Annotated in this window: 12 protein-coding genes; all 12 read right to left on the reverse strand. The window is 40.5% G+C overall.

The genetic code is table 11. The annotated features are described in order from the left end of the window. Nucleotides 1-14: 14 nt before the first annotated feature. Entirely contained in the window at nt 15-797 is a 783-nt protein-coding gene (locus tag ACIQ2D_RS12640) for an enoyl-CoA hydratase (protein WP_402864519.1), read from the reverse strand. Beyond that, on the reverse strand, nt 794-1,711 hold the full coding sequence (locus ACIQ2D_RS12645; RefSeq protein WP_402864521.1) for a hydroxymethylglutaryl-CoA lyase: 918 nt from the start codon (nt 1,709-1,711) through the stop codon (nt 794-796). Before ACIQ2D_RS12645 ends, ACIQ2D_RS12640 begins: the two co-directional genes overlap by 4 nt. Before the next feature lie 12 nt (nt 1,712-1,723). Then, a complete protein-coding gene (locus tag ACIQ2D_RS12650; protein WP_402864523.1) occupies nt 1,724-1,936 on the reverse strand; it encodes an acetyl-CoA carboxylase biotin carboxyl carrier protein subunit in 213 nt (70 codons plus the stop codon). A 68-nt stretch (nt 1,937-2,004) separates the two neighbouring features. Next, nucleotides 2,005-3,363, reverse strand: a complete 1,359-nt coding sequence (locus ACIQ2D_RS12655) for an acetyl-CoA carboxylase biotin carboxylase subunit (protein ID WP_402864525.1) — start codon at nt 3,361-3,363, stop codon at nt 2,005-2,007. A gap of 15 nt (nt 3,364-3,378) precedes the next feature. Further along, a complete protein-coding gene (locus ACIQ2D_RS12660; RefSeq protein ID WP_402864527.1) occupies nt 3,379-5,013 on the reverse strand; it encodes an AMP-binding protein in 1,635 nt (544 codons plus the stop codon). 33 nt (nt 5,014-5,046) lie between these two features. After that, complete coding sequence (locus tag ACIQ2D_RS12665; RefSeq protein WP_402864529.1) at nt 5,047-6,189, reverse strand: acyl-CoA dehydrogenase; 1,143 nt, start codon at nt 6,187-6,189, stop codon at nt 5,047-5,049. 54 nt (nt 6,190-6,243) lie between these two features. After that, entirely contained in the window at nt 6,244-6,897 is a 654-nt protein-coding gene (locus tag ACIQ2D_RS12670; protein WP_402864531.1) for a TetR/AcrR family transcriptional regulator, read from the reverse strand. Between the two features lie 160 nt (nt 6,898-7,057). Next, nucleotides 7,058-7,708, reverse strand: a complete 651-nt coding sequence (locus ACIQ2D_RS12675) for a 3-oxoacid CoA-transferase subunit B (protein WP_402864533.1) — start codon at nt 7,706-7,708, stop codon at nt 7,058-7,060. Between the two features lie 2 nt (nt 7,709-7,710). After that, nucleotides 7,711-8,418, reverse strand: coding sequence for a CoA transferase subunit A (locus ACIQ2D_RS12680; RefSeq protein WP_402864535.1), 708 nt, complete (start codon nt 8,416-8,418; stop codon nt 7,711-7,713). Nucleotides 8,419-8,489: 71 nt separating this feature from the next. Beyond that, nucleotides 8,490-9,401, reverse strand: a complete 912-nt coding sequence (locus ACIQ2D_RS12685) for a LysR substrate-binding domain-containing protein (RefSeq protein WP_402864537.1) — start codon at nt 9,399-9,401, stop codon at nt 8,490-8,492. Nucleotides 9,402-9,560: 159 nt separating this feature from the next. Beyond that, on the reverse strand, nt 9,561-10,676 hold the full coding sequence (locus tag ACIQ2D_RS12690; protein ID WP_402864539.1) for a M20 peptidase aminoacylase family protein: 1,116 nt from the start codon (nt 10,674-10,676) through the stop codon (nt 9,561-9,563). Between the two features lie 553 nt (nt 10,677-11,229). After that, nucleotides 11,230-11,586: a hypothetical protein gene (locus ACIQ2D_RS12695; RefSeq protein WP_402864541.1), complete on the reverse strand. Its 357-nt coding sequence runs from the start codon at nt 11,584-11,586 to the stop codon at nt 11,230-11,232. Nucleotide 11,587: the final 1 nt, after the last annotated feature.

The following is an 11,587-nucleotide window of genomic DNA, read 5'->3' on the forward strand; positions in this document are numbered from 1 at the left end:
CTTATGCCATTCGATTACTGCCCTGAATATTGCGGCGCCCGCTTTTCTTTGAAAGCAAGCAATCCTTCCAAACGATCTTCTGTTGGAATAAGTGCACTATATGCAAGTGACTCAATTTTTAAGCCCGTTGCTAAATCTACTTCTACCCCTTGATTAATAGCGATTTTTGCTTGCACTAATGATAGCGGTGCATTCTTCGCCATTTCCTGTGCGAGTTGTAGAGCTTTTTCTCTTAACTCATGACCTTCATACACATATTCTACAATTCCGTAGCTTTTCGCTTGTTCTGCATTTAAACGCCGTGCTGTATAAATTAACTCCTTTGCTTTTCCAATACCAATAAGTCGTGGTAAACGCTGAGTACCACCTGCTCCTGGAATAATACCAAGAGATGCTTCAGTAAGAGCTACCTTTATATGAGAAGCAGCAATGCGTAAATCACAAGCAAGAGCTAGCTCTAGCCCACCACCAAATGCGACGCCATTTAACACGGCAATCACAGGCTGTGCAAGTGCTTCTACCTTTGCCACTGTTGCACCGATTAATTGTACAATTTGCTTTACTTGTCGATCAGACATACCTTGACGTTCTTTTAAATCTGCGCCTGCGCAAAACGCTTTTTCTCCTGCGCCAGTTAGTAAAACAACACGCACAGTTGGATCGCCGTTAACGCGGTCAAGTGTAGCACCTAGTTCTGTTAATAACTGCACAGACATCGCATTTGCCGCAACTGGTCTCGATAATGTGATAAGTCCTACACCTTCTGCTAGAATTTCAAACTGAACAAGTTGCGTCATAACGTCTGCGCACTCCTTTCGTTGCGGACAATCGCCATTTGTTTGGACGCAACTGGTTTCCCAAGTTTTTGTTCAACAAATGTCGCCGCCTCTAGCACTGCATTCATTTCAACACCCGTATGAATACCCATTTCATCAAATAGATACAATAAATCTTCGGTGGCTACATTGCCAGATGCCCCTTTTGCATACGGACAACCACCGAGACCACCGAGCGCACTATCGAATTTTGAAATACCTATTTCTATGGACTTCACTATATTCGCAAGCGCTGTACCACGAGTATCATGAAAATGCATCGCAAATTTTTCTGCCGGATATCGTTTTAATAATTCTTCTAATAGACGTTCCACTTGTGTCGGCACACCAACGCCAATCGTGTCGCCTAATGAAATTTCAGCAACGCCCATTTCAAGTAATTTGTCTGCTACACGTAAAACTTGCTCCGGCTGTATGTAGCCTTCATAAGGACAACCAATCACCGTTGATATATAACCACGTACTTGCTTACCAGCTGCTTTTGCGCCTAAAACGACTTCCTCTAACACCGGAAATGTCTCGGATATCGTTTTATTAATATTATTTTTATTGTGGCTTTCACTAGCTGACATGAAGATACTTGCTTCATCTATATTTGCCTCCAACGCGCGTTCTAAGCCACGCATATTCGGTATAAGAGCTGCATACGTAATATCTTTTTCCCGCTTAATGGCTTGCAATACTTCCACTGCATCTGCAAGCTGGGGAATCCACTTCGGATGTACTAAGGACGTTACTTCAATATAATTTAGTCCCGTCTGACTCAGTAAATCCACCAGCTGTACTTTATCGGCAGTGGCTATTTGTATTTTTTCATTTTGCAAACCGTCCCGAGGGCCAACTTCCTTTAACGTCACATGTTTCGGTAGTTGCATAATAGCGCCCCCTTATCCGATTTCTAAAATAGCATCATCTAGGTTAATGAAATCTCCTTCGTTGGCAATAATTTTTGTAACAACGCCACTTTCTTCTGCGGCAATCGGAATTTCCATCTTCATCGATTCTAAAATCGCAACATCTTGCCCTGCCGTTACTTGATCGCCCTCGGCCACGACAATTTTCCAAACAGTTCCTGCCATACTCGCTTTTACAACTTCCATCATAAATCCCTCCAAATAGTTGGTAGTAAGGAAGTATTGCAAAAAATCGTTGCAATACTCCTCCATGTTTATTTCATTTCTTCTAACTGGGGTAGATAGTATTCTTCAACGAATTTAGTCGTTGTAGAACCTTTTAAAAATTGCTCATGCGTTACAGTTTTTAGAAGCATTGGTATGTTTGTTTGAATACCTTCAATTTTGTAATTTGCTAAAGCTTGTGTAAGACGCTCACATGCAATCGCACGCGTTTCTCCCCACACTACTAATTTGCTAATCATTGGATCATAAAATGGTGTAACAGTTGAGCCTGCCTCTACACCACATTCATGTCGAATACCTTCACCAATCGGTAGCTCTAACTCTGTGATTTTTCCTGGGGAAGGGAAAAACGTCGTTGGATTTTCTGCATAAATTCGTACTTCAATCGCATGACCATGTTTTTTGATACTGTCACGCGTAAATGATAGTGACTGTTTCGCCGCAACTTTTAATTGCTCCTCTACAAGATCTAGCTTCGTAATCTCTTCCGTTACTGGATGTTCGACTTGTAAGCGCGTATTCATCTCTAAAAAATAAAAATTTTGGTCAGCATCTACTAAATACTCAATCGTGCCAGCATTCACATAACCAATATGTTGAACTGCTTGCACAGAAACATCTAACATACGCATTCTTGTTTCTTCCGAGATGAACGGGGATGGTGCCTCCTCAACGACTTTTTGATTACGCCTTTGTATCGAGCACTCGCGTTCAAATAACGGGACAACATTGCCGTCATGGTCAGCGATAATTTGCACTTCAACATGATGGGGATTGGCAATAAATCGTTCCATGTACATCGTGCCATCACCGAAGAATGACTGCGCACGTTTTTGATTCCCTTCAAATGCTTTTGCCAACTCCTCGGCACTTTCCACAAGTTGCATACCAATCCCACCACCACCAGCGGATGCCTTCAACATTATTGGATAGCCAATACGGGACGCAATTTCAATCGCTTCGGCTGCATCTTTCACTGGCGCTTCCACACCTTCTACAATCGGCACACCCGCTGCCTTCATCGTCTTACGTGCTTCTAACTTACTGCCCATTGACGCAATTACTTTAGCACTCGGTCCGATAAAGACAAAACCTGCCTCCGTACAACGTCTAGCAAAATCAGCGTTTTCTGATAACAATCCATAACCTGGATGAATAGCTTCTGCATTGCTTTCGTGTGCCACTTCAAGAATACGCTCAATATTTAAATAGCTGTGTGCAACAGGTGGTTTACCAATACAGTACGCTTCGTCTGCCTCTCTAACATGTAGCGCCTCTGCATCAGCCTCTGAGTACACTGCGACAGTTTGTATATTTAATCGTTTACACGTTCTGATAATACGCCTAGCTATTTCACCACGATTTGCAATCAATACCTTCTTGAACATTTCCCTGCCCCCTTTCTATATAACTGCTGCTACAAAACCCTCACGCAATTTAAACTTTTGTACTTTGCCGGAAGCTGTCATCGGAAAGCTTTCGATAAAGAAAATATGACGCGGGATTTTTTGTCTTGAAATTTTATCTCGGCAAAAATCTCGAATATCTTCTGCAGTTGCCTGCTCACCATCACGTAATATTATCCAAGCTGCAGCTTCTTCTCCGTATACTGGATCAGGTACACCAGCTACTTGCACATCGAAAATTTTAGGATGCGTATAAAGAAATTCTTCAATTTCACGTGGATAAAGATTTTCTCCACCGCGAATAATCATGTCTTTCAAACGACCTGTCACACGAACATAACCCGCTTCATCCATTGTTGCTAAATCCCCTGTGTGAAGCCAGTTGTCACTATCAATCGCTATACTAGTTTCCTCTGAATTTTTGTAGTACCCTGTCATCACATGGTACCCCCTAGTGCATAACTCACCTTGCACATTCGGTGGCACTTCTTCATTTGTTTCAGGATCTATAATCTTCACTTCTAGGTTTGGTAATGCGCGCCCGACTGTCTCGACCCTCAATTTGAGCGGATCATCTACTCTTGTTTGTGTAGCAACTGGCGAGCACTCTGTTTGTCCGTAACAGATTGTTATCTCTCTCATACCCATTTTTTCGATAACCGCTTTCATCGCTTCGATTGGACAGTTCGAGCCTGCCATTACACCCTTACGCAATGTTGATAAATCAAATGACGAAAAATTCGGTAAATTAAGTTCACTAATAAACATTGTCGGTACACCATGTAAAGCAGTACACTTTTCTTTTTCTACCGTTCGTAATACTTCTTCCGGAGAAAATTCCTGTACTGGAACCATTGTGCCTCCACTAGTTGTAATAGCTAACGTACCAATTACACAGCCAAAACAATGGAAAAATGGTACTGGAATACATAAACGATCCTCATGTGTTAAGTTCATGCACTCAGCAATATTAACCGCGTTATTCACTAGGTTAAAATGCGATAACATAACTCCCTTTGGAAAGCCTGTCGTTCCAGATGTATATTGAATATTAATGACGTCATCATAGCATAGCGTTCCTTGTCTTATATCTAACTGGTCTTCCGTAACTTGCTCAGCAGCCGATAATACATCCGACCAATTCAGCACACCTGGATATGTGTTTTCGCCTATTAAAATAACATTCTTTAAAAGAGGTAATCGCTTAGATTGTAGATTTCCAGGTTCACAGTGCTCAAGCTCAGGACATAATTCTTGCAGTGTATTTATGAAAGAATGATCACGATATTGTTCGATTAAAATAATGGTTTTCGAATCAGACTGTTTTAATAGATATTCCAGCTCACTTGCTCGGTAATTTGTGTTCACCGTTACAATGGGAGCGCCCATTTTACCTGTGCCGAACTGTACTTGCACCCACTCAGGCACATTCGTCGTCCACACAGCAATATGATCACCTTTTTCAATCCCAAGTGCCATCAAACCTCTAGCAACTAAGCGGCTCTGTCTATTTAACTCCTCATAAGTCATTCGCAAGTCTCTATCTGCATACACAAGCGCTTCACGTTTCGGATACTTTTCACTTTGTTCATCCAGCAACTGACCAATTGTTTGATACACAAGATTTGCCATGAAAATCCTCCTTGTATTTGCTATTGAATAGTTTTAACAGCCAATTAAACGAGCAATAACTAGACGCTGAATTTCAGATGTACCTTCGCCAATCTCCATTAACTTAATATCACGCAAATGACGCTCTACATCGTATTCCTTCATATAACCGGAGCCACCATGAATTTGAATTGCTTGATTGCAAGTACGGAAGCCCATTTCAGAGGCAAATAATTTCGCCATCGCAGCTTCTTTGCCAAACGGTTTCTTCTGATCTTTTAGCCATGCTGCTTTATGTACTAACGTACGAGCAAGCTCTATTTCCATTGCCATATCAGCTAATTTAAATTGTATTGCTTGGAATTTTGAGATGGATACGCCAAATTGTTCACGCTCTTTTGCAAACTGGAGCGCTTTTTCGTAAGCCGCTTGTGCAATCCCTACAGACAATGCCGCAATGGAAATACGCCCACCATCTAAAGTGTTTAAAAATTGACTAAAGCCACGTTTTTCATCACCAAGTAAATTCGCTCTTGGTACACGGACATTTTGCAACACAATCTCACATGTATTAGATCCACGCACACCCATCTTGTCGTAATTACAGTTGATTGTGACGCCCGGAGTATTGGTTGGCACGATGATCGACGAAATAATTTTTTTGCCATCGTCACGTTTGCCTGTCACCGCTGTTACGATAATTTGTCGTGCATGACCAGCATTCGTAATCCAGCATTTTTCACCGTTAATGACGTAATCATCGCCATCCACCACTGCTGTTGTACGCGTTCCACCTGCATCTGATCCAGCGTTTGGTTCTGTTAATCCGAATGAACCAAGTGTCTCACCTTTTGCGAGTGGAACAAGCCATTCTCGTTTTTGCTCCTCTGTTCCAAAATTATAAATTGGAGCAGCCCCTAAGCTAATAGCAGCTGCATAACTTAAACCAGTACCCCCACAGGCGCGACCAATTTCTTCAACAGCAATTGCGTAAGAAACTGTGTCTCCACCCGAACCACCGTATTCTTCTGGAAATGGGATCCCCATCAAACCGAGTTCGGCCATTTTTTCAAAGCTCTCTATTCGCATCGTTGATGTTTCATCTACTTCACGCGCATACGGCTTAATTTCCTTCTCAGCAAACTCACGCACCATATCACGAATCATCTCTTGCTCTTTCGTTAGTTCAAAGTTCATCCCTAGCTCCCCTTTGCATCTACTAATCTAGTTAAACCGACTAGTCGGTTTGTTCTACTGATTAATAAAACCAGTCTCTATCGCTGGCTTCATCGCTAACATAAATTGAGTTGCTTCTTCCCTTGCTTGTTCAGTTACAATTGAACGTAAAATCATGTCCGTAAATACTTCTGTAATTTCTTCCATAGTCAGTGGTCCGGTCTGCTTATACCATTTGTATGTCCAATTAATCATGCCAACGATAGCCATCGTCACAATCGTGCTCGGTAATTCCGCACGAAAATCACTTGTCTGCTGCCCTTCAACAATAACTTTCTGTAAAATTTCACGATACTGATTACGTTTTTTGTGGATAAGATCACTGTACACTTCTGATAACGAATCACTTTCTTCATAAAACACCGTTATATGTGCCTGATACACATCAAATACTTCTGTGAGTGTCTGGACCATCGCACACAATCTAGTAATCGGTGTGTCGTATTGGTCGTATGCTTGTTGTGACTTTTTAATAACATACGAGATAAACACATCATGGATTTCATATAACAGTTCATCTTTTGATTTGAAATTATGATAAAACCCACCTTTTGAGGCACCTATATATTCAACAATACGATCGACCGTCACACCATGATAACCATCTTGCTGAAACAGTATTAGAGAAGCCTCTACAATTCGTTGTTTCAATGTTTTCTTCATAAGCATCTATCCCTCATTTGTGACTCTGAACCTCACCACTCATTTTACCTAACTATGGAAATGTAATGACAAATTCAATATATCATTCAAAAAATTGGATGTCCATCATTGATTTAGTCGATTTTTGTATTTTCGAGTATTTTAACGTCATTAAACAGAATTATTTTCAATACACTTTTAAGCTATCACTTACTATAAATGAAGCTTCCGTCTTCGCACGAATTTCTTCCACTGATAATGCTGCGACTTTTTCCACTAACACCATTCCACTAGGTGTAAAATCAAAAACAGCTAAATCCGTAATCAAACGATGAATCACACCCTGTCCTGTTAATGGCAGTGTGCATACCTTTTTCACCTTAGACTCCCCATGCTTAGACACATGCTCCATAATGACAATGACACGCTTTGCCCCCTGTACAAGGTCCATTGCACCGCCCATACCTTTAATCATCTTGCCCGGGATCATCCAGTTAGCTAAATCACCAGTCTCTGAAACTTCCATACCGCCTAAAATTGCTAAATCGATATGCCCGCCACGAATCATTGCAAACGATTCCGCACTATCAAAATAAGAGGCACCCGCCACCGCTGTTACCGTTTCTTTGCCCGCATTGATTAAGTCCGCATCCACCTCCGCTTCAGTCGGATACGGTCCTATGCCTAGAAGACCATTTTCAGATTGTAATAACACCTGATAACTCGCTGGAATTTCATTTGCTACTAATGTAGGCATACCAATCCCCAGGTTAACGTTCATACCATTTTCAATTTCTTGCACCGCACGACGTACAATACGATCTCTCATTTCAGACATAGTTACCCAACCTCCTTGGCAGTTATTAGGCGTTCAACACGCTTTTCGTAGTTCTCGCCAACAAAAACATGTTGCACATATACACCAGGTGTATGAATTTCATCAGGATTTAATGCGCCCACTTCCACGATTTCTTCAACTTCAGCAATCGTGATTTTCCCAGCTGTTGCTGCAAGCGGATTAAAATTGCGTGCCGTTTTTCGATACACTAAATTCCCAAGTGTATCTGCCTTCCACGCCTTCACAAACGCATAATCGCCAACAATCGCACGTTCTTCTAAATACACTTTACCGTCAAATTCTTTCGTCGGCTTACCTTCAGCGATAGGTGTCCCAATTCCTGTCGCTGTATAAAAAGCTGGAATACCTGCACCACCAGCACGAATACGTTCAGCTAATGTACCTTGCGGCGTTAACTCCACTTCAAGTTCCCCACTTAAAAATTGCTGCTCAAATATTTTATTTTCACCCACATAAGATGAAACCATTTTCTTTATTTGCTTGTTTGCTAATAAAAGTCCAAGACCAAAATCATCGACACCACAATTATTACTAACAACAGTTAAATTCTTCGTACCTTTTTGACGGATTGCTTCAATCGCTTTTTCCGGAATCCCACAGAGTCCAAATCCTCCTACAATAACAGTATGGCCATCCTTTAAATCCACAAGCGCTTCTTCAAAAGTTTGTTTCACTTTCGTCATCCCCATCACCCCTTGTACTCAAATGTACTTTAATGTTAGCCCGTTTATTTCCATAAGAGAAATGCATATATCGCATATTATTTATTCTTCAATGGAATAAATGATTGCCATGACCATGATTCTGTATGAATCGTTTTCACTAATTCCTGCAAGGCAAATGATTTATAACGGTCTTTTAAGCTAACTAAACCTAGTTTCCAAATAAGTGAATTCGTCAGTGGAATGATTTTCACATTAGCATTTGACTGCTTTTCATAAATAGCACGCGGCAAAATTGTAATACCTAAATTCAGACCAATCAATTCCACAATTAAATCCCACTGCGAACTTTTATAGACTATGTCAGGTGAGAAGCCCTCATTTTCACAAGCTCGAATGACAAAATCATGTAAGGCATATTCATTAGAAAATAAAATAAACTTTTCATTTTTCAAATCTTCGACGGACACTTCAGCACACTGTGCAAAAGTATGGTCTTTATGTACATATAAAACAAAATCATCCTCGATAAATGGCACAATCGTAAACGCTGGTTCCACAATCGGCAAAACTACAAAAGCCACATCCACTTGCCCAGAATGTACTAATTCACTGATTAGCTTAGCCCCCCGCTCCACAAGTTCTAACGTCACTTTCGGATACTGCTGATGGAAGGTACGCGCGATTTCCGGGAAAAACAATGTACCTATTAACGGAGGAATACCTAATTTAATCGTTCCTAATTGCACATCTCGTATATCTTGAATGGACTGTCCCAATTCCTGCAGATTATATAAAATTTTTTGCCCATGCTCATAAACAACTGCCCCTATATCGGTCACCTGTAACTGCCTTGTCGTCCGCTGCAATAATTGTGCCTGCAACTCATTTTCAAGCCGCTTCATACTTTTACTTAACGTAGGTTGCGAAATAAATAACGCTTCAGCTGCTTTTGTATAGCTGCTATGCTCCACAATGGCCATAAAGATTTGTAAATCCCTAAATTCCATTCCCACCACCCCATTCCGTTCTATCTGTTACATATTAGCGTTGTATCACCTATTTCCCTTTCAACATCTGGTAAAACCTAAAAAAAAGAGATTTTTCCTTATGCAATTCATTTACATAAGAAAAAAATCTCCAATTTTTTGTGATATCAATTTCAATCTTTATAACGCACGTAAAATAGCTCTTGAAATTATACTTACACCTGTAATGAGACGTTCTCTATTAAATGTCATTTTAGGATGATGTAAACCTGGTGTTACACCACATCCAAGTCCAAGCATCGTCGCTTTTAGTTTAGGGCGTTCGTGTGTATAAAAATGAAAGTCTTCTCCTCCTGGAGTAACTACTGGTGGTGCACAGCCTCCCTCACCAACTACGTCAACAATTGCTAAACGCATTATTTCCATTGCTTCGTCATTTACTGATGCCGCTGCAACATGGACTTCTGTCTGAAGCTTAATTTTCGCCTCATACATTGTTTCTGCCGTTTTCTCCACACGATGAATACCTGTTGTTAATGCTTCCATTACTTCATTTGTTTGCGCACGTGCATCTATGCTAAATGTCGCCTTCCCTGGGATAATATTTTTCGAAAGACCCCCTGCTTGAAATTGCGTCATTTTAGCTGAAGCCGAAACATTCCTGTCAGTCCAAATTTTTTGTAAGCCTTCTACAATTGCAACCCCTACTTCAATAGCATTCGTACCTAATTCCGGACGCGATCCATGTGCATCTTCACCAATAATTGTCCCCGTAAAAACCTTGGCCGCTCCATGATATATGGCAGGTGCATATGTGCCATCCTTCATTTCTTTTAAAGGACGAACATGTACACCAAATAAGTACTCTAAATCATCAACCACACCTTTTTCGACAAATGCACGAGCACCCTCTGCCTTTTCTTCCGCCGGTTGAAAAATAATTCTCACTGCACCAGAAAGCACGGATTCCATATCCTTTAACAATAATGCCGTCCCAATTGCCATCGTCATATGCCCATCATGTCCACAAGAATGGTTAGCTTTTAATACACCATCTACTTCTTGCCAGAGTGCATCCATATCTGTTCGAAATCCTACCTTGGGTGTCCCTTTACCGATATCGACATAAAGTCCGGGGATATCTTCAAACACACATGGTTCCATACCGGCCTCTTTCAATAAATTCACAATGTAATTTGTCGTTTGCTCCTCTTGCCAACTAATTTCTGCATGTTCATGTAAGTGTGTAAAAATTTCAGCCAACCTCGGCTGTAACCTTCGTAAATCCTCGTTCATTCTAGTCAACCCCATCGTTTTTCAATCAATTACGTCTCGGCGTAATTGCCACTGACGCTTCGCTTTCGTGCAGAAAAACAATGCGTCCAGATTTTGAATTGTGCGCGCACAATTCACTCCCTTCAAAATCTGTGACATCCGCCGGAGGCTTTATCTTCAATCAGTCTGCATTTGGACATCTACTGAAAAAAAGCTTAACCCGCATTCATCTCACCACCTATAAAGGCGGGAGTTTTCAGCTGAATGAAGATAAGGCTATTTTAGAATTCATTCTAGTTTACGCACTAACTTTCATAATAGACACGGTTTTATGCCTTTATCTTCTCAAGAAAATGTTTATTGTCATATCGAAAGTGCATGTTTTTTCTTAAGCATCGTATTTTGAAAAGTGCATTCATTAAAATTTTTTAAAATGACATACAACATAACTGTAAATAAGCGTCACTTCCATCAATTAATTTCCTAACAATTTTTCTGCTCCTTATTGCGGATTCAATACATAAAAAAACCTGTCCATTTTAAAATAAATGAACAGGAAATAAACATTTTAAAATTATATAATCATAATCCATTGATACGTAATAACTACCCAATAGAAACCAAATAGAAGTAATAGAGCTACTACGTAAGCAATAGGTGTTTTTGTAATTTTTTTAGCAATCCAACCAAAAAGTAAGCCACACATAAAATCAAGAATAACCGCGATTGGTAGCAACATAAATGGAGTTGCCAAATATCCTACCTTATCTATAATTGGTTCCATCAGAAAAATTATCGGGAAAACATGTATTACATCGTATACATGGGCCATGTTGAAGAAAATAATATACAGACAATTTAGCACCAGAGAAGCAATACCAAATGCTATACCTCCAAACAGAACAGGTCTATTTTCCATAAAAGCCTTCATC

Source organism: Lysinibacillus sp. NPDC097287 (assembly GCF_044761695.1).
Taxonomy (GTDB): domain Bacteria; phylum Bacillota; class Bacilli; order Bacillales_A; family Planococcaceae; genus Lysinibacillus.

Bases quoted from the DNA above. Each gene is read 5' to 3' on its own strand.
- ACIQ2D_RS12670 (WP_402864531.1), bottom strand. From the start codon at position 6,897: ATGCTTATGAAGAAAACATTGAAACAACGAATTGTAGAGGCTTCTCTA.
- ACIQ2D_RS12690 (WP_402864539.1), bottom strand. From the start codon at position 10,676: ATGAACGAGGATTTACGAAGGTTACAGCCGAGGTTGGCTGAAATTTTT.
- ACIQ2D_RS12660 (WP_402864527.1), bottom strand. From the start codon at position 5,013: ATGGCAAATCTTGTGTATCAAACAATTGGTCAGTTGCTGGATGAACAA.
- ACIQ2D_RS12665 (WP_402864529.1), bottom strand. From the start codon at position 6,189: ATGAACTTTGAACTAACGAAAGAGCAAGAGATGATTCGTGATATGGTG.
- ACIQ2D_RS12645 (WP_402864521.1), bottom strand. From the start codon at position 1,711: ATGCAACTACCGAAACATGTGACGTTAAAGGAAGTTGGCCCTCGGGAC.
- ACIQ2D_RS12655 (WP_402864525.1), bottom strand. From the start codon at position 3,363: ATGTTCAAGAAGGTATTGATTGCAAATCGTGGTGAAATAGCTAGGCGT.
- ACIQ2D_RS12695 (WP_402864541.1), bottom strand. From the start codon at position 11,586: ATGAAGGCTTTTATGGAAAATAGACCTGTTCTGTTTGGAGGTATAGCA.
- ACIQ2D_RS12675 (WP_402864533.1), bottom strand. From the start codon at position 7,708: ATGTCTGAAATGAGAGATCGTATTGTACGTCGTGCGGTGCAAGAAATT.
- ACIQ2D_RS12685 (WP_402864537.1), bottom strand. From the start codon at position 9,401: ATGGAATTTAGGGATTTACAAATCTTTATGGCCATTGTGGAGCATAGC.
- ACIQ2D_RS12680 (WP_402864535.1), bottom strand. From the start codon at position 8,418: ATGGGGATGACGAAAGTGAAACAAACTTTTGAAGAAGCGCTTGTGGAT.
- ACIQ2D_RS12650 (WP_402864523.1), bottom strand. From the start codon at position 1,936: ATGGAAGTTGTAAAAGCGAGTATGGCAGGAACTGTTTGGAAAATTGTC.
- ACIQ2D_RS12640 (WP_402864519.1), bottom strand. From the start codon at position 797: ATGACGCAACTTGTTCAGTTTGAAATTCTAGCAGAAGGTGTAGGACTT.